Here is a 14,770-nt window from a genome sequence, read left to right on the forward strand (position 1 = left end):
CGTACCTCGATTTGAAGGCCGAACTGTTAAACCGGCTTTAAAGGGGTGTTCAATGGATGGGGGCAGGGCGGTTGTTCAAACGGTTTTGCCCCGATCCCACCAGATCGCCCAGATCATCCCATCTGAACCCAAAACTGTTTTGCTGTAAAAACAAGTGTAATTTACTGTAAATGTAGGGAAACACTCATTATTACAGTGATCTCGGAAGAGGGCGGAGGTTATCGGAAGACCTCGGACGGCCAACAAAATAAGGCGCTTTAAGTAAGCCGCCACCGATAAGGGCCATTATGTAATGTTTTACAGTAACCGGGGAAACGGGGTGTTTGAGGCGGTTTTGCATGTCGCCGGAGAGTTTGCCTCGGCGACGGGCTGACTTGCGTAAAACCCTTTTAAACATGGCTTCAAACGGGTGTGAACACCGGTTTTGGTGTTCGATTTTTGACCTGAAATTGCATTTGGAACTGGGACCCAAGCCGCCCAGTTTCGTTTCAAGGTCCCACTTGGCGATAAAGTAAACGAATACATGGGGTTGGTTGAAATTGGCACTCAAAGTGGAGAGTGCTAAGTGGGACGGGATTTTGCGTGCTTTAATTCGTATTGAAATTCTCTTGAAGCTGACATCCTCTGCAATCTATGATTGTTCGCATTCTAAAGAGGAGAATATTGTGCTTATTTTGAATTGGATTTCGTATGCTTGTTGGGGCCTAGCGGCTATTGTAGTATTGACGGCCGTTGGAACAGAGAATTTTGCTTTTGTTGGCTTGGGCATCGCTTTGGGGATCTCAGGGGTTTTGTACTACGCGCTTAGCGAGATAGTGTCGTTGCTAAAGCAAATTCGGGATGGTTTGGCACCAGTTGGTGTGAAAGTCGAACAGTATTCCCAAGAGGATCTTGATCAAGCTGTTCAAGAACCCGCCCAAGTTTCACGATCAATGGAAGAGATTGCAGCGGATTTGGAGCGTTTAAAAACAAAGGCCGAGGGTAGGTAGATGGAGCGCAGCCGAGCTGTTCAGCGTATGAGTTCGGCTGCCAGTTTCTTCCCAAATAGATCGTCGTGGATGCATTGTGTCGCGACAAACTTCCGATCATTCAGCCACGGGACACCAGTGCGGCCAGATGTCAAGATTTGAACAAAGTATGGTTCGTCACCTGTCATGCCGGCGAAAGAGTTGCGTGCATTTACAAATCCGCATACCTCAATGGTGCCGGATAAGTCGCGGCGCGCATAGAACGTTCCGAAAATGGCGCTTTTGGGATCTTTCAATCTGTCCTTGATGGCTTGTTGAACGGTGCGTTTTTCTGACCAAGACAATGTGTGGCGACCTGGCCCCTCAGGCTCGGATGGTTTGTTTTACATGGCTGCAATCGATCCGACTAGAACGATGATGACAGTCATCGCCATGATCATTCTACGGCTTTCAGTGCTTTCCCTAGACATGATTTGTTCCCACTTTGATCACCGCTTATTTCGTCTTCCAGCGATATACCGGTAGGCACGTTCCAGCTCGTCATTGGCCAGTTCTGTCAAACTGGTCGCGCCAAAATTCTTTAAGATATAGGCATCTATCGCCTTTTTGTCTGCTGGGTCTTTGCTGTTGATCTTGATGTACTTGTATTTACGATTCCGCCAATCGTCGCCATTCTTGACCGGCGCACTCTTCATTGAGTTCAGGCGGCCTAACTCTTGGTGCAGAAACCTTCGAGCTTTCTCAAAATCCTCAAACGCAATGCGATGATAGGTTGTTACCTTGCAGTGTTTGTTCAATGCGCCCCAAACGGCACCATAAGACCGCGGGCGTTTCTTTAGTTTTTGCTCTGTGGCAATCACATCATCCACCAACTGTTTGAGCTTTGCCTTTTGCTCGTCCGAGACATGTTCTCCGCCGGGATCTGCTGACACCTGCACGCGTGGTTTCGTTGCTGGTTGGTTAAAATGAACGTCACCCTCTGCATAAATGTTGCCGGAACCGGTTTGGGTGACATGGCGGCTGTTGTCGTGAGGCGCGGAACCGCCTTTTTTACTATTGGTCTGCTCGAAAAGCTGGGTGATCTTCTTCTTCGGATCGTTGCTGTCGGTCATGTGTTCACTCTTATGCTGATTTTACTAGTCTGATGATTTGCGCGGTTGCTTTTTCGCCTTCCTGTTCCAGCAGCTCATAGGCGGCGACGATCAGTCCCGCCTTGATTTCTGGCGAAGCCACGCGGTCAAAGGCGTCGAGGCCTTCTTCTATGGCCTCGATTGCAAGACGGAGACGGTCGATGTCTGCGAGGGGCAAAGTGTCGTTCGCTTGCAGGTAGGGGGACTTAAGCGAAAGCAGCCAAAGTACGTCAATCTGTGCATTTTTAGATATATTATATAGTGTTTCGTGGTCGACACGCTGCTTTCCAATTTCGATTGCTTGAACCTTTGGTTCAGAAATACCGACGAGTTCCCCAAAGGCCCTTCTGCTAAGGCCTTTTCTCTTGCGTGCCTCAAGAATTTTCGCACCAATTTCAGGCATTTATAAAAAATCCTCACTGTATCTATAAAATAACCTTGTAAAATTAAGGTACTTGTATAGATTGGTGTTGTAACGACACAGATCAACCCTGCGATGTGAGGCAGTATGACAAAGGCGAACAAGATGTTCCAGCCCGGCACGATCCTTCATGGAGTGATCATGGGGGCATTCCGGTCAAACGGGACGAGTTTTGAGGCTTGGTGCAAAGACAATGGTGTCAATACCAGCGTGGCCCGCACCGCCACATATGGTCAGGCGGGCGGTGAAATTGGCACGGCTTTGCTGGACCGCATTATTGATGCAGCTGGCCGCGAAATGGTCGAAATGGCTTACTCCAATCGCATGAAACGCGAAGCGGCCAATCTGGATCGCGTTCGGGGGAAAGCGTGATGGATATTCAATCCCAAATGCTTAGCGAGTTGGCCCTTGAGCTTTCTCCCATGCAAGCGCATGAATTTATTAATATTGCCAGAAATGAAAATGGCATGCCGAGCCTGAATATTGAGACCGGCACTCTGGCAGAGACCGAGTTGGAAGACTTTCTGCTGATTTTTGAAAGCCGTTCAGGTTGGAAGCAAGCGTGGCGCTTTGCACGCATTAATCTGTCTTACGGGTTTCACGTTCTGCCACAGGAGGCTTTCCTGTGACCGCGCAAATCATCCCTTTCGATTTTGAAGACACACCCGTGCGAGCTGTGATGCGCGATGGTGCAACATGGTGGGTTGCCGCCGATGTTTGTCGGGTGTTGGAAATTGGGAACTCTCGCGACGCACTCTCTCGTCTCGAAAGTGATGAAAAAGATGGTGTCGGTATTACCGACGCCATTGGCAGAACCCAGACAACCAACGTGGTCAACGAAAGTGGCCTTTATGCACTGATCATGACCAGCCGCAAACCTGCGGCGCGGCGGTTCCGCAAATGGGTGACGGCAGAGGTGCTGCCAACGCTGCGCCGCGAGGGGCAATACAAGATGCCGTCGCAGGAGGCCAAGGAAGAGATCAGCGCCAAACGGTTGATCGAATTGCTGGAAGCGGAAAACGAATTGCTGCGCCAACAGGCGGGCAAGCGGCGTGCGCGCAAGGCCCCGGTCCCCACCACGGAAGAAGAGCGAGCAGAGATCAAGCGATTGATTGAAGAGCGGCGTTCCGTTTCAGAAGTCAGTCGCATGACCGGGCGAAGTGCATCGATGATCAGCATGTTTCGCACTGGAATGGCGGCAAAGTCAGGAGGAGCGGCATGACCTCCCGCGCAGACATTGTAATTCGTGCCCATGCAATTGGTGTGGGCCTGACGAACGAAGAGCGTATCGCCTTGGGGGTTACGCTAATCATGACGGTGCTAACTCCGAACTGCCACATGAAGGTGAGGTTTGCAGCGCGCCGGGTGCAAGAACATGCCGAGGCGTTAGATGATGCCCGGTTAAATGGATTTGAAATGGCGGAAGTCTCTGAGGTCGATGTGCCTTTGCTTCGCGCCCCACCATTGGAAAGAGCCCGACCAACTGCGGTCACCACTCTCACGGAACGCTCTTTCCTTCCCCCCGAAGTGGCAGCTTCGGGTTCCCCAGGTCGCGCGGTTGTCAAGTATCCCTCCCTACGCGCGGCCTGGGCTTGGTTTTCTGATCTCTATGATCACCCGGTTGTCTGGTTTGTTGGCACGGTTCTGAGCATCGCCGCGATGCTCTCTGTCGCCTTTCTTCCATCCCCTTTTTAACGCGTATTGAAGGACAGTTTTATGTGGGATTTTGCTCATGAGTTTTTGGATATCAAGAGGTGTCAGAGTAGTGGGATGCCGGCCGTTTCGATGGGTTGTCGCTTTGGGCTGACCGACGATGGCCAGCCTCTCGTGTTGGGGTTCTGTGATCGCAGTTCATGGAGGATTGTTTGGCGCATCGCGCGTAGCGTCAATCAGCATTACGATGCCGTTGAGTTTCTAGGGTTCGCCGTGCCTGAGGCTATTTGCGAGGCGGATCCGGACGATCTTTTGTCACCTTTTCCCAATGTGTCTGGATTGAGCGTATCCAGGCCATGGGTCTCTCTTGAAAATCCAAAAGATATTCGAGCCTTTGTTTCAGATGCATTGGAAGAAGAACTGTATGAGATGGCAGCACTCTTCCAGGCGGATAGTGTTCCGAACCCGGTGTGGGCAGCGGTCCGAGAACGGATTGTGCTTGCCGTATCCGCCTATGAAGGGCCTTACCGCAGGTTGCTTTTGGCTGGGGCGTCCATGGAACGTCGTCGACTGTCACTGCGTGAGCCGGAATTTTGGACAGGAATATATCCATGAATTCGAGCCACTTTTCCTCTTCTGTTCTGTCTTGGGGGGGCTGTTTCAAGGGGTCCGGGAATAGCAAATTTTCCAGAGCGCATAGTTCTTCGAAGATGTCACTGCGCCAGAACAGTTTTAGGGGCACGTCAAAACTATCTGGAAAGCGGTTGGAAAGCGGATGTTCAGATTGCATTGGGAATCCTTTCTCAGTTCACGGCAAAGCTATGTCCTTGCAGAAAAAAATTGCAACCTCAGGGGATAATCATGGGACTGATTGAACAATTCATCACCTTGCAAAACTTGGCTTTGGCCCTTGATGCGCTTGGGAAGCGGATCGAAGAGGAAACCTGCCGGGAAGCGGAGTTTGACCTTTATTGTGAGCATGACCGTTTGCTGGACACGCTGTGTGAACACATCCAACTCATGACCCGCACTAATGCGTTGCGATCTGCTTTGCAGGCATTTTCGGCGTCTGACATTGGCGGGAAACTGGTGGCCGAACATGGTGCCTAAAATCCTTCCCACCATCACCGAATTGCCGGTTTCCGAGATCGAATTTGGCGAACGGTTGCGCCCGGTGTCTGACGCTGGTGTTGATGCGCTGATCGCGTCAATCAATGAGCTTGGAGTGATGAAAGACCCCATTCATGTGCGCAAGATCAAGCGTAGCCGCAAGATTGTTTTGCTGGCTGGCGGGCATCGTTTGACGGCGGCGATCAAGTTGGATTGGGATGCCATCAAAGTCACATGCTGGGAGTGCAATGACGATTTCGCCAAGCTCATGGAGATTGACGACAACCTGGCTGGAGCAGAGTTGACGGCGTTGGATACAGCGGTGTTTTTGGCCGAGCGCAAGCGGGTCTATGAGAGGCTGTATCCAGAGGCGAAAGCGGCGACTGGTGCAGACCTTGTTGCCAAGCGCTGGAATACGGACGACAGAATGTCGCTCGTATCCTTTGCGACCACTACTGCCGAAAAATTGGGCTGCTCAAAACGGCAAGTTGAGCGCTTGGTGCAAGCTGGTACTGCCCTTTCTTCGGACAACATTCAAAGCCTCAGAAACTCCGAACGCCCAATCATTCAGAACGATCTGTTTGAAATCGCCAAGATCGGTGAAGACGCCGAACGCAACCGGGTTGTGACGTTGTTGTCAGAAGGGCAGGCCAAGAAAGCCGCAGAGGCGCGCAAGATGTTCAAGGCCGAGCAGGGCAAGGCCCCAGCGCCAATCCTTGCGAACGAAGACAAGTGTTATCTGCGTTTGAAAGACGCCTGGGATCGCGCCCCCGCTGCGGCCATTCGGATGATGGTTGAAGAACGCGAAGCCGAGTTGGTTGCCGCGATCAAGAAATACGGGGGTAAGAACGGATGACATATCGACCGTATCGCCCAAAAGACATCCCGCTTAGGCAATATGAACGGATCTGTATCCCGGGCGCAGTCCTCAGTAGGATCGTTCGTTTGCTAGCCTCAGCCACACTAAATCCTCTGCTGTCGGTAGGGCCTGAAGCTGTGAAGCGGCTTGAGCGACTTGACGTACTTTCTTGCGATAGGACCGATTTGGCATTCTGGCCACGTCTAAAGTTAGACGTAGTGCAGTGGTTGCTTGATACGCCTGAAAGCGAGCCTGAAGCCATAGAAGGTCTCGATGATTTTCGGGAAGATTCTCTAAACGCCTTTGCTGAGAAGTGGGCCCTTCAGACAGAAAAACAAAAACGCATTTTGGCGGGTCTCGAGCAACCAAAAGGAAATCATCCCAAAGCTTCGGAAGCGTATGCTCCATACGTTGTTGGGTCTCGCTGTCAACAAGTTCCAAAAGCTCGTCAAAATGCGCTTCGGCCTCAAACAGGTACCGCTCTAACCCGTCTAGAAAACGCTGAATTTCGCTGCGCGGCATGCAGAGCTCCTTTGGTTCGTGTGTCATCGGAAAAATACGGCATTGTTGAAGGCACGGCCATAGGGGACAGCAATGACTGACACCCCTGATCAACTCTGGTGGAGCGCGGCGGAAATCGCTGATGCAAAGCTGCCTGACATGCCCACGACGAAACGCAAGGTCAATGACCGTGCCAAGCGCGAAGGCTGGGCAAAGCAGCCTGACAAAGCGCGCCGCCGCAAGGGGGTTGGTGGGGGGCTTGAGTACCACTGGACCGTCTTGCCGATACGGGCGCGGATGTCCCTTTTGCAGGTGGCGGATGCCCCGGTGCCTGTTCGTTCCCGTGATGACGCATGGGCTGAGTTTGAAAAGCTGTCGAAGGCACAAAAGGCCAAGGCTGAAAATCGTCTGATCACGATCACGAATGTGGAAGCTGTCGAGGCGGCCGGGTTTTCCAAAACTGAGGCTGTTAGTTCCGCGTCAAAGCAAGCTGGGGCATCGCCAAAAACGGTTTGGAACTGGCTAGGAATGATCGAAGGGATTGCGCCCGAAGATCGCCTTGCCTATCTCGCGCCGCGCCAAGGTCAACAGGCTCGCAATACGGCACCGCTGGATCCTGATTTCGTTGCCCTGGTCAAATCAGATTGGTTGCGCCAATCACAACCGTCGTTGGTGTCCTGTTATGACCGGGCGGTACGAGTGGCAAAGGCTGAGGCCATCGAAATTGCGCCTTTGAGCCAAATACGGCGCCACCTCAAGAAAGCGATTTCCAAACCAACGGAAATCTTGATGCGCAAGGGGCCTCAGGCGCTCAAAGCCTATTACCCGCACCAAGATCGCGACAAGTCGGCAATGGCTCCGATGGAGTGCGTTTGCGCCGATTATCACAAGTTTGATGTGTTCATTCGCTGGCCCGGTGAGACCCTTCCAGTGCGTGCCCAGATGATTGCGTTCACTGACATCTATTCGGGCAAGTTTTTGGCATGGCGTTTGTCGCTGACAGCCAATAGCCACACGGTTCAATTGACCTTTGGCGATTTGGTTGAGCGCTATGGTATTCCCAAGGCTGCGCTTTTGGACAATGGCCGCGAATTTGCCGCCAAGGTGTTCACCGGTGGGGCCCCAACCCGGTTCCGGTTCAAGATCAAGGAAGATGACATTCCCGGATTGTTGCCGATGTTGGGTGTCAAAGTGCATTGGGCAACACCGTATTCTGGGCAATCAAAGCCTATTGAACGGGCATTTAGAGACCTGTGTGACCGGGTCGCCAAGCATCCGGCATTTGAAGGTGCCTATACCGGCAACAAGCCGGACGCGAAGCCAGAGAACTATGGCAACCGCGCCATACCTCTGGATGAATTCCAGGCTGTTTTGAATGAAGAAATGGAAGCCCATAACGCGCGTCCAGGACGTCGCTCCGAAGTGGCCTTTGGACGCTCGTTTAACGAGGTGTTTGAAGAGGGTTACAAAGCCACGCCAATTCGCAAAGCAACGGCTGAACAGCGTCGCCTGTGGCTGATGGGGGCGGAAGGCGTGCGGGCCAAGAACACCAATGGCGAATTGAGCCTGCAAGGGTCGCGCTATTGGTCAGAATGGATGTATCGGGTCGCTGGCAAAAAGGTTGTCGCGCGGTTTGATCCTGACAATTTGCATGCTGGTCTGCACGTCTATGATCTTGAAGGGCACTATCTTGGCCACGCGGCAACGGTCGCCAAAGGTGGCTTCCTTAGCGTCGAAGATGGTCGTGAGCTTGCACGCAAGAAACGCCGTTTGGTAAAGGCTGACAAAGACGCGGCGCAGGCTGAAAAAGAACTCACTGCGGCAGAAATTGCAGCGAGACTTCGGGCGGCTGGTGAAGACGTTACGCCGGATGACTTGCCAGAAGCGGATGTGGTGCAATTGGTGCAGACGCATAAGGCCGCACCGAAGGTTTCTAAGCCGCTCAACCAGCCAAGCGTTGCAACCCCTGTGTCGCGTTTAGCAGACCGCTGGGCGGCATCCCAAGACGCCGAACGAGAGGGCACGCCAGAGAACCGTTACAGCCGCGCCTGTGAGCTGGAAGCCATTCTGGACGAGGGCGATGCGCTGACAGCCGCGCAAACTGCCTGGCTGTCTGATTACCAAAAATCCGCCGAATACGCCGCTCAGAAAAAGCTGAGCCAAGCATTCGGTTCATCGAGCTAGAAGAGGACAAGAGCATGACGTCAAGTATTGCGCAGCTTAGGAATGTCTCAGCGCTGACCACTTTGGTGGAAAAGTTGATCAGTGCCCCGATCGGGCAGGAACGGATGGGCTGTTTTTATGGTCCGTCTGGCTGGGGCAAAACCACTAGCGTGTCTGCGGCAGAGCTGATTTACGGGGTGATTGCCATTGAGGTGATCGAAAACACCAGCAAGCTCGATGTATTGCGCCAGATCCAAGAACCTTTGGGGATCACGTCGCGCAGTGACGTTCCCAGCCGCGTCCGTGCGGTCGCCAAATACATGCGCGAAACTGATCGGCCATTGATCATTGATGATGCGCAATATCTGGTCAAACGCAAGATGATCGGCATCGCCCGTGACATCTATAAATCTGCTGGCGGAATGGTTCCGGTGATCTTGGTTGGAGAGGAACAACTCCCGCAGGCACTGACCACAATCGAAAACCTGTACAATCTGGTTGTCGACTGGGTTCCTGCACAGCCTTGCGAGTTGGACGATGCGCATAGAATTGCGGAAATCTACGCAGAAGGGATCGAAATTGCACCGGATCTGATGGGTGAGATCGTCGTCAAAGCCGATGGGTCCATTCGCCGGGTGTCCAACATGTTGGGCAAGGCGCGGGAAATGGCGCGCACCAAAGGGCAGGCTTATCTCTCCATGGAGGATTGGGGCGACACGCCGTTCTTTGATGGGCAACCGCCCGCAGAGCGCAAGGTCTCAGAGCTAAAACCCAAGATCAAGCTGGTTCAGACTTCGTCTCGCAGAAAGGCGGCAGGCCAATGACCGCGTTCAAGGGCAAAAGCAAGTACCGCTCCAAAGAAGAGGCGACTGCTTGGGGTTTGACGAAACCGATGGTCGAGATCCACAGCTCCTATTTGGTGGCCAAAGGTGTGCCCCAGAACATGGCGGAAATCTATGTCAGGCGGTGGTTCACAAACGGCTGGATTGAGCTGGTCAAGAAGGAAGGTCATCGCAAGATTTACGGGCATGCGGGTAAACGGGAAGCTCCGGTTGTACCTGGTCAGGAAAAGACCCCAGAGGCCGCCATGTGGAAGGTGATGAACCGCTATACGACGTTCACACCGGTTGATTTGAAAGCCATGGTTGAGGTTGCCGGTTTTGAAATCGAGCTGCAGGCCTGTCGGAATTATTGCCGTCAGCTTTTGGCCGCCGAGTTTTTGCGGGTGCGTGAACAGGGCATCCACGGGATACGTGAATTTACCTATCAGCTTATCAATCAAACCGGTCTCAAGGCCCCAATTGTGCGTCAGGTGGCTGGGGTTCTGGATCCCAATACCGGCAAGTTTCATGCGAATTTGCGGGAGGGTCACAAGTGATCAATCTGGATAACGCCCGTGCGGCTTATGGCGATACCTTGCCCGATTGGGTCGAGGCTTTGGCCCGAGAATGCGACCGCACCAGCGGCAACCGCACCGCCAAGACCCTTGGCTATTCCGCCAGCGCGATCAGCAATGTGATCCACAATCAGTACAAAGCAGCGACAGGCACGATTGAACAGGCCGTTCGCGGTGCGTTGATGAAAGAGACCGTGACCTGCCCGATGATCGGGGAGATCGGCAAAGACAAATGTCTGCATTGGCGCAAGCAAGCCAAACTGGATGCGCCCGCCAATACCTTGCACGTCCGCATGAGCCGAGCCTGCACAAGGTGCCCCCATAATCAGGAGAAAGAGCAGTGACTTTGAAACCAATGTCCGAGGCTGAAATGCTGACCCATGCAGGCAATGCCATTGAACGGATCGATCGCCATGGCGAGCGCGGCGCGATGCAAGTGACGACGGAAGAAACCATTGCCCTGGCGATGATCGCTCATCTGCATGCGCTTGCCCCGGCGCAGGGACAGCTTTCCAAGAGCGCCCTTAGCACAATGAATCCGAAACAGGAGACGGCATCATGACCGAACAAGCACGAACCGGCGTCATCGACATGAATGGCGCAAAATACATGCAGGATGCGAAGGGGCGTTTACAGCCCTTGGAAACTGTTCGACCGCAAGATCAGTTGCAGGACGGTCTGGTGCGCAAAATCATTGGCTATGCCGATGATCTGAGTGGGCAGGTGTCCAGGTTCAAGGGTCACAGCTTTGAGGATGTGAACGCATTTTTGGACTTGCTGGCGCAGGACTATGAAGAGACGCGCGGTGGTGCAAAGGGCAATATGTCCTTTATGACCTTTGACGGCACCGAAAAGGTCACGATCCAGATCGCTGATCATTTTGACTATGGGCCTGAATTACAGATCGCCAAAGGGTTGGTTGATGAATGCCTGACTGAGTGGTCTTCGGACGCACGGCCTGAGCTAAGGGCTATCGTTGAGCGGGCGTTCAACACTGACAAAGAGGGCAAAATCAATCGCGCCGAGCTGTTGTCTTTGATGAAGCTCGAGATCGAGGACGAGCGCTGGAAGCGTGCCATGCAGGCCATCAAAGATGCAGAGCGGGCCGTTGGGTCAAAGACCTATATGCGGTTTTACCGGCGCAAAGACGGTCAGTCCGATTGGGAAACCATCACCATTGATATGGCTAAGGCGTGAAGATCGTTGAAGTGCTGATTAAGACTGGCGGGATGCATGATACAGAAAAATAAGAGCGGCGATCAAAAAGCTTCCGAACGCCAAGTCACGCATGTGCCGTGTGACAGCATCGTAATTGGCGACATGCAGCTCAAACAATTCTTTCTCATCAACGAAAAGCTTTCGCTGTTCTGCGAGCCAGCTTGGAAACCGCTGCTTTCGTCCAGACGCGATCAATTGAAAGACCATCATAATCAAAATGACGCTAACAGCGCCGAACGGTTCGAAAGGTTGAAAATGGAGGTTGGCAAAGGCTGCAAACAGACAGGCGTAGGCGGCAATTCCATAGGGCATTTCGACAAACTCATTTGGTTTGGACGCGATTGCGTCGATCAGTTTCTCCATGACGTTGTCCTGTTGATTTGAACGTTGTGGGGACGCACGGCAGGGTTCCAGCCTGCCGTGCACCTAATCCTCCAGTAGCCGATTTGGGTCGAGAAAACAACGATGTCACTAAATGTGGTGCCTTCCTCTCGCTTAGAAAAAGGAAAATGCAATGACTGACCTATCAGGAAGCCACGGTGTCGCCGCCGGTGAGCTGAAACAATTCATCGAACGGATTGAACGCTTGGAAGACGAAAAGACAGAGATTGGCGAACAGATCAAAGAGGTGATGGCCGAGGCCAAGGGGCGCGGCTACGACACTAAAGTGATCCGCAAGGTCGTTGCCATTCGCAAACGTGACGCCGATGACATCGCCGAAGAAGAGGCGGTGTTTGAAATGTATAAGTCAGCTTTGGGAATGGCGTGATGAAAAACAAGCTGACTCATTTGAACGATCACCTGTTTGCTCAGATTGAACGGTTGGGTGACGAAGATTTGACAGAGGATTTGATCGCGAGCGAAGTCAAACGCGCAGATGCTATCGTTGCTGTTTCCGACCAGATTTTGACAGCCGCAAAAGTTCGGCTCAGCGCCGCAAAAATGGTTGCTGATTATGGGGCCGAACTGAAGCCTTTTGTATCAAACTTGATCGAAGGGAAGAAATCGTGAAACGGCGACCTCCTATCAAGTATTCGGAAGCCGAACTGACTTGGGTCAGAGAGAACGCGACTCGGGCACGCCGCGTCCTGCATTCTGAGTTTTCCCGCCGGTTTAAACGTTCCGATGTCACTTTGGGAAACCTCAGAAAACTCTGTGAGCGAAACGGCTGGCAAACGGGCCGCGACGGGCGGGAAGCTCCCATCGGCTCAGAACGCATGAACAAAGATGGGTATGTGTTTAGAAAAGTTGACGGTCCCGAAAGTCAGCCAGCACACAAAAATTGGAAACCTGTCCATGTCATTTTGTGGGAGGCAATACATGGCGAGGTTCCTGATGGATGCGCTCTCAAATGTGTTGATGGCGACAAGAAAAATACGGACCCGCTCAATTGGGTTTTAATCTCCCGTTCAATGCTGCCGAGATTGTGCGGCTGCAACGGTTCCATTCCCTTTAGTTCCGCCCCGATGGAACTCAAACAGACGATTTTGGCCGTTGCTGAGCTGGAACAAGTATCTCGTGCTTCAAAAAAGGAAATGCGAGGATGACCCGCTGGCCTTTCCATTCCCTCACGCCTCTCAAATACGGGGCGATTCTGGCTGACCCGGCTTGGGCCTATGCAATGCGTTCTGACAAGGGCTATGAGAAATCTCCGGAAGCCCACTACAAAACGATGCCTCTGGAGGAGATCAAAGCACTGCCCGTACGCGATTTGGCTGGGCCTGAGTGCTTGCTGTTCTTGTGGTCTACATGGCCACATTTGACGCAAGCGCTCGATGTGATGGACGCATGGGGCTTTCAGTACATCACCGGCGGAGCCTGGATAAAGCGAACCACGAACTGGAAATTGGCCTTTGGCACTGGATATGTTCAGCGCTCTGCCTCTGAGCCCTATCTTGTGGGCAAAATGGCGATTCCTGAATTAGGATCAAAATCTGAGCGCAACGTTATCGATGCTCCGTTGATTGCCGACAAGATCGAGGCACTGCGCCGCGAGCATTCCCGCAAACCAGATGAAATGCGCCAGATGATCGATCGGCTTTTACCGCGCGCTTACAAAGCCGAGCTCTTTGCCCGTGAACCATGGGGCGACAACGATGTCTGGGGAAATGAAACCACTAAATTTGAGGAAACGACATGACCGCAGCATTGATCCGCAAAATTCACGTTGGTTGCCGCCAGTTGGGCATCGACAGTGACACCCGCCACGATTTGCAACTTCAATTGGTTGGCAAGGCCAGCTTATCGGACATGACCGAGCCTGAATTACTTCGCGTGGTTTCGGCTCTCAACAGCAAAGGTTTTGCGCCTTCCAAGGGCAAGACAAAGCGCAAAGAGGCCCCGCGCGCAGATCTGCGCCTGGTCCATGTGCTTTGGACCAAGCTGGGCCATGCTGGTGCCCTTGAAACCCCGACGCGCAAAGGGCTGAACACGTTTTTGCGTAGCCAGTTCGAAACCAAATGGGGCAGTGTTCCTGCCGATGTCGATATGCTGCGCGATCACACGCAAATTGATGATGTGCTGCAGGCGTTGATGGCTTGGGGCAAGCGTGCCGGCATTGATTTTGACTGGTCGCGGATCGGCAAATGAAAAAGTCGCGCCATACGATTTCTGATCGGGCCTTGCTCCGCTACTTGGAGCGGGCGAAGGGCGTTGATGTTGAGGCGCTACGTCGTGAGCTTGGGCGACGCGTTGATTCCGCCGTTGAGGGCCATGTCGGGCTGTCAGCGGTCAACATCGCCGGGTTGCGGTTTGCAATTGGTCGCGATGGCACCGTGCCGACCGTTTGGCCGTCAAGCGCCACCGAAAGACATATTGGCACCTACAAACGCCGCAGGGAAATCGAATGATCGATTACCCGCGCCATCCAGCCCATTTGACGCCCTATGTGGAGACCCTTGGCGCGGAATTGACCGTGCGGTTTTTGATCGCGCTGGGTGGCTGCGATATGTATTTTCCCGGTGATCCCAAGGGCAAAAGCAAAGCCGAAGAATTGGTGGGACCAGAGCGCTTGAAACGGTTGGGGCAGGCGATGCCATCCAACCGATCACGGATTCCCTTGCCGCGTGTCTGGTTGGTGCATGCGCTTCAAGCGGAAGGCCGCACGGTTCCCGAAACCTGCCGCATTCTCAAAACCACTAATGTCACAGTTAGAAATTCGCTCAAGAAATCGCCTCATGGCGGTTCTGAACCAATCCCCGACGATGATTGTGATGATGATCGGCAGATGTCGCTGTTTTAGAGACATGTGAGTAGTCTCGCCGCAAGGTAGCAACATGAAAAACTGCAATATTGGCGTTGCTGACCGACGGGGCTTTGTGCGAACTATCCTTTGTGTGTGAAGTGCACTCT

At 53.0% G+C, this 14,770-nt stretch carries 25 protein-coding genes; 21 read left to right on the forward strand and 4 right to left on the reverse strand.

What is annotated here, in order from left to right; genetic code table 11:
- Nucleotides 1–533: 533 nt before the first annotated feature.
- Complete coding sequence (locus ACRBB0_RS25440; protein ID WP_431377281.1) at nt 534–989, forward strand: hypothetical protein; 456 nt, start codon at nt 534–536, stop codon at nt 987–989.
- Between the two features lie 467 nt (nt 990–1,456).
- Here ACRBB0_RS25440 and ACRBB0_RS25445 read toward each other — a convergent pair whose 3' ends face one another.
- Both ACRBB0_RS25445 and ACRBB0_RS25450 read right to left on the reverse strand, forming a co-directional pair.
- Nucleotides 1,457–2,080 carry a hypothetical protein gene (locus ACRBB0_RS25445; protein ID WP_431377282.1) on the reverse strand — a complete coding sequence of 208 codons (624 nt, stop codon included), beginning with the start codon at nt 2,078–2,080 and terminating at the stop codon, nt 1,457–1,459.
- 10 nt (nt 2,081–2,090) lie between these two features.
- The gene (locus tag ACRBB0_RS25450) at nt 2,091–2,501 is read right to left on the reverse strand and encodes a helix-turn-helix domain-containing protein (RefSeq protein WP_431377283.1); all 411 of its coding nucleotides are present in this window, start codon (nt 2,499–2,501) and stop codon (nt 2,091–2,093) included.
- A gap of 105 nt (nt 2,502–2,606) precedes the next feature.
- Here ACRBB0_RS25450 and ACRBB0_RS25455 point away from each other — a divergent pair, with 105 nt between their 5' ends.
- The 7 genes from ACRBB0_RS25455 (at nt 2,607) to ACRBB0_RS25485 (ending at nt 6,138) form a co-directional block, all read left to right on the forward strand.
- Nucleotides 2,607–2,891 carry a hypothetical protein gene (locus ACRBB0_RS25455; protein ID WP_431377284.1) on the forward strand — a complete coding sequence of 95 codons (285 nt, stop codon included), beginning with the start codon at nt 2,607–2,609 and terminating at the stop codon, nt 2,889–2,891.
- On the forward strand, nt 2,891–3,148 hold the full coding sequence (locus tag ACRBB0_RS25460) for a hypothetical protein (protein ID WP_431377285.1): 258 nt from the start codon (nt 2,891–2,893) through the stop codon (nt 3,146–3,148). Before ACRBB0_RS25455 ends, ACRBB0_RS25460 begins: the two co-directional genes overlap by 1 nt.
- Nucleotides 3,145–3,741 carry a BRO-N domain-containing protein gene (locus tag ACRBB0_RS25465; RefSeq protein ID WP_431377286.1) on the forward strand — a complete coding sequence of 199 codons (597 nt, stop codon included), beginning with the start codon at nt 3,145–3,147 and terminating at the stop codon, nt 3,739–3,741. The genes ACRBB0_RS25460 and ACRBB0_RS25465 overlap by 4 nt, the downstream gene beginning before the upstream one ends.
- Entirely contained in the window at nt 3,738–4,214 is a 477-nt protein-coding gene (locus ACRBB0_RS25470; RefSeq protein ID WP_431377287.1) for a hypothetical protein, read from the forward strand. The genes ACRBB0_RS25465 and ACRBB0_RS25470 overlap by 4 nt, the downstream gene beginning before the upstream one ends.
- 21 nt (nt 4,215–4,235) lie before the next feature.
- Nucleotides 4,236–4,787, forward strand: a complete 552-nt coding sequence (locus ACRBB0_RS25475) for a hypothetical protein (protein ID WP_431377288.1) — start codon at nt 4,236–4,238, stop codon at nt 4,785–4,787.
- 246 nt (nt 4,788–5,033) lie between these two features.
- Nucleotides 5,034–5,282 (forward strand): hypothetical protein, encoded by a 249-nt coding sequence (locus ACRBB0_RS25480; protein WP_431377289.1) that lies wholly within the window; start codon nt 5,034–5,036, stop codon nt 5,280–5,282.
- Nucleotides 5,272–6,138: a ParB N-terminal domain-containing protein gene (locus ACRBB0_RS25485; RefSeq protein ID WP_431377290.1), complete on the forward strand. Its 867-nt coding sequence runs from the start codon at nt 5,272–5,274 to the stop codon at nt 6,136–6,138. The genes ACRBB0_RS25480 and ACRBB0_RS25485 overlap by 11 nt, the downstream gene beginning before the upstream one ends.
- 72 nt (nt 6,139–6,210) lie before the next feature.
- On the opposite strand, the gene ACRBB0_RS25490 is transcribed toward ACRBB0_RS25485, so the two are convergent.
- Nucleotides 6,211–6,663: a hypothetical protein gene (locus ACRBB0_RS25490; RefSeq protein ID WP_431377291.1), complete on the reverse strand. Its 453-nt coding sequence runs from the start codon at nt 6,661–6,663 to the stop codon at nt 6,211–6,213.
- Between the two features lie 72 nt (nt 6,664–6,735).
- On the opposite strand from ACRBB0_RS25490, the gene ACRBB0_RS25495 reads away from it, so the two are divergent.
- From ACRBB0_RS25495 to ACRBB0_RS25520, 6 genes are read left to right on the forward strand one after another with little or no spacing between them, the layout of a single operon-like run.
- Nucleotides 6,736–8,826 (forward strand): transposase domain-containing protein, encoded by a 2,091-nt coding sequence (locus tag ACRBB0_RS25495; RefSeq protein ID WP_431377292.1) that lies wholly within the window; start codon nt 6,736–6,738, stop codon nt 8,824–8,826.
- A 14-nt stretch (nt 8,827–8,840) separates the two neighbouring features.
- Nucleotides 8,841–9,629: an AAA family ATPase gene (locus tag ACRBB0_RS25500; protein WP_431377293.1), complete on the forward strand. Its 789-nt coding sequence runs from the start codon at nt 8,841–8,843 to the stop codon at nt 9,627–9,629.
- On the forward strand, nt 9,626–10,183 hold the full coding sequence (locus ACRBB0_RS25505) for a hypothetical protein (protein WP_431377294.1): 558 nt from the start codon (nt 9,626–9,628) through the stop codon (nt 10,181–10,183). The genes ACRBB0_RS25500 and ACRBB0_RS25505 overlap by 4 nt, the downstream gene beginning before the upstream one ends.
- Nucleotides 10,180–10,545, forward strand: a complete 366-nt coding sequence (locus ACRBB0_RS25510; protein WP_431377295.1) for a hypothetical protein — start codon at nt 10,180–10,182, stop codon at nt 10,543–10,545. Before ACRBB0_RS25505 ends, ACRBB0_RS25510 begins: the two co-directional genes overlap by 4 nt.
- On the forward strand, nt 10,542–10,763 hold the full coding sequence (locus tag ACRBB0_RS25515) for a hypothetical protein (protein ID WP_431377296.1): 222 nt from the start codon (nt 10,542–10,544) through the stop codon (nt 10,761–10,763). Before ACRBB0_RS25510 ends, ACRBB0_RS25515 begins: the two co-directional genes overlap by 4 nt.
- A complete protein-coding gene (locus ACRBB0_RS25520) occupies nt 10,760–11,398 on the forward strand; it encodes a DUF3164 family protein (protein WP_431377297.1) in 639 nt (212 codons plus the stop codon). The genes ACRBB0_RS25515 and ACRBB0_RS25520 overlap by 4 nt, the downstream gene beginning before the upstream one ends.
- 18 nt (nt 11,399–11,416) lie before the next feature.
- Here the strand turns inward: ACRBB0_RS25520 and ACRBB0_RS25525 are convergent, their stop codons facing one another.
- On the reverse strand, nt 11,417–11,782 hold the full coding sequence (locus tag ACRBB0_RS25525) for a hypothetical protein (protein WP_431377298.1): 366 nt from the start codon (nt 11,780–11,782) through the stop codon (nt 11,417–11,419).
- A gap of 151 nt (nt 11,783–11,933) precedes the next feature.
- Between ACRBB0_RS25525 and ACRBB0_RS25530 the strand changes: the two genes are divergently transcribed.
- The 7 genes from ACRBB0_RS25530 to ACRBB0_RS25560 are packed head-to-tail and all read left to right on the forward strand — an operon-like array spanning nt 11,934 to nt 14,660.
- Nucleotides 11,934–12,188, forward strand: coding sequence for a DUF2312 domain-containing protein (locus ACRBB0_RS25530; protein ID WP_431377299.1), 255 nt, complete (start codon nt 11,934–11,936; stop codon nt 12,186–12,188).
- Entirely contained in the window at nt 12,188–12,430 is a 243-nt protein-coding gene (locus ACRBB0_RS25535) for a hypothetical protein (protein WP_431377300.1), read from the forward strand. Before ACRBB0_RS25530 ends, ACRBB0_RS25535 begins: the two co-directional genes overlap by 1 nt.
- Nucleotides 12,427–12,966, forward strand: a complete 540-nt coding sequence (locus tag ACRBB0_RS25540; RefSeq protein WP_431377301.1) for an HNH endonuclease — start codon at nt 12,427–12,429, stop codon at nt 12,964–12,966. Before ACRBB0_RS25535 ends, ACRBB0_RS25540 begins: the two co-directional genes overlap by 4 nt.
- Nucleotides 12,963–13,559, forward strand: a complete 597-nt coding sequence (locus ACRBB0_RS25545; RefSeq protein WP_431377302.1) for an MT-A70 family methyltransferase — start codon at nt 12,963–12,965, stop codon at nt 13,557–13,559. The genes ACRBB0_RS25540 and ACRBB0_RS25545 overlap by 4 nt, the downstream gene beginning before the upstream one ends.
- Nucleotides 13,556–14,008, forward strand: a complete 453-nt coding sequence (locus ACRBB0_RS25550) for a gp16 family protein (RefSeq protein ID WP_431377303.1) — start codon at nt 13,556–13,558, stop codon at nt 14,006–14,008. The genes ACRBB0_RS25545 and ACRBB0_RS25550 overlap by 4 nt, the downstream gene beginning before the upstream one ends.
- Nucleotides 14,005–14,268, forward strand: a complete 264-nt coding sequence (locus ACRBB0_RS25555) for a hypothetical protein (protein ID WP_431377304.1) — start codon at nt 14,005–14,007, stop codon at nt 14,266–14,268. Before ACRBB0_RS25550 ends, ACRBB0_RS25555 begins: the two co-directional genes overlap by 4 nt.
- Nucleotides 14,265–14,660: a helix-turn-helix domain-containing protein gene (locus ACRBB0_RS25560; RefSeq protein ID WP_431377305.1), complete on the forward strand. Its 396-nt coding sequence runs from the start codon at nt 14,265–14,267 to the stop codon at nt 14,658–14,660. The genes ACRBB0_RS25555 and ACRBB0_RS25560 overlap by 4 nt, the downstream gene beginning before the upstream one ends.
- Nucleotides 14,661–14,770: the final 110 nt, after the last annotated feature.

Source organism: Pelagimonas sp. (genome assembly GCF_050633425.1).
Taxonomy (GTDB): Bacteria; Pseudomonadota; Alphaproteobacteria; order Rhodobacterales; family Rhodobacteraceae; genus Pelagimonas.

Coding starts and splice junctions, on each gene's coding strand:
- ACRBB0_RS25450 (WP_431377283.1), bottom strand. CDS start 2,501: ATGCCTGAAATTGGTGCGAAAATTCTTGAGGCACGCAAGAGAAAAGGC.
- ACRBB0_RS25480 (WP_431377289.1), top strand. CDS start 5,034: ATGGGACTGATTGAACAATTCATCACCTTGCAAAACTTGGCTTTGGCC.
- ACRBB0_RS25485 (WP_431377290.1), top strand. CDS start 5,272: ATGGTGCCTAAAATCCTTCCCACCATCACCGAATTGCCGGTTTCCGAG.
- ACRBB0_RS25495 (WP_431377292.1), top strand. CDS start 6,736: ATGACTGACACCCCTGATCAACTCTGGTGGAGCGCGGCGGAAATCGCT.
- ACRBB0_RS25555 (WP_431377304.1), top strand. CDS start 14,005: ATGAAAAAGTCGCGCCATACGATTTCTGATCGGGCCTTGCTCCGCTAC.
- ACRBB0_RS25475 (WP_431377288.1), top strand. CDS start 4,236: ATGTGGGATTTTGCTCATGAGTTTTTGGATATCAAGAGGTGTCAGAGT.
- ACRBB0_RS25545 (WP_431377302.1), top strand. CDS start 12,963: ATGACCCGCTGGCCTTTCCATTCCCTCACGCCTCTCAAATACGGGGCG.
- ACRBB0_RS25445 (WP_431377282.1), bottom strand. CDS start 2,080: ATGACCGACAGCAACGATCCGAAGAAGAAGATCACCCAGCTTTTCGAG.
- ACRBB0_RS25560 (WP_431377305.1), top strand. CDS start 14,265: ATGATCGATTACCCGCGCCATCCAGCCCATTTGACGCCCTATGTGGAG.
- ACRBB0_RS25530 (WP_431377299.1), top strand. CDS start 11,934: ATGACTGACCTATCAGGAAGCCACGGTGTCGCCGCCGGTGAGCTGAAA.
- ACRBB0_RS25550 (WP_431377303.1), top strand. CDS start 13,556: ATGACCGCAGCATTGATCCGCAAAATTCACGTTGGTTGCCGCCAGTTG.
- ACRBB0_RS25535 (WP_431377300.1), top strand. CDS start 12,188: ATGAAAAACAAGCTGACTCATTTGAACGATCACCTGTTTGCTCAGATT.
- ACRBB0_RS25470 (WP_431377287.1), top strand. CDS start 3,738: ATGACCTCCCGCGCAGACATTGTAATTCGTGCCCATGCAATTGGTGTG.
- ACRBB0_RS25460 (WP_431377285.1), top strand. CDS start 2,891: ATGGATATTCAATCCCAAATGCTTAGCGAGTTGGCCCTTGAGCTTTCT.
- ACRBB0_RS25455 (WP_431377284.1), top strand. CDS start 2,607: ATGACAAAGGCGAACAAGATGTTCCAGCCCGGCACGATCCTTCATGGA.
- ACRBB0_RS25520 (WP_431377297.1), top strand. CDS start 10,760: ATGACCGAACAAGCACGAACCGGCGTCATCGACATGAATGGCGCAAAA.
- ACRBB0_RS25505 (WP_431377294.1), top strand. CDS start 9,626: ATGACCGCGTTCAAGGGCAAAAGCAAGTACCGCTCCAAAGAAGAGGCG.
- ACRBB0_RS25525 (WP_431377298.1), bottom strand. CDS start 11,782: ATGGAGAAACTGATCGACGCAATCGCGTCCAAACCAAATGAGTTTGTC.
- ACRBB0_RS25500 (WP_431377293.1), top strand. CDS start 8,841: ATGACGTCAAGTATTGCGCAGCTTAGGAATGTCTCAGCGCTGACCACT.
- ACRBB0_RS25490 (WP_431377291.1), bottom strand. CDS start 6,663: ATGCCGCGCAGCGAAATTCAGCGTTTTCTAGACGGGTTAGAGCGGTAC.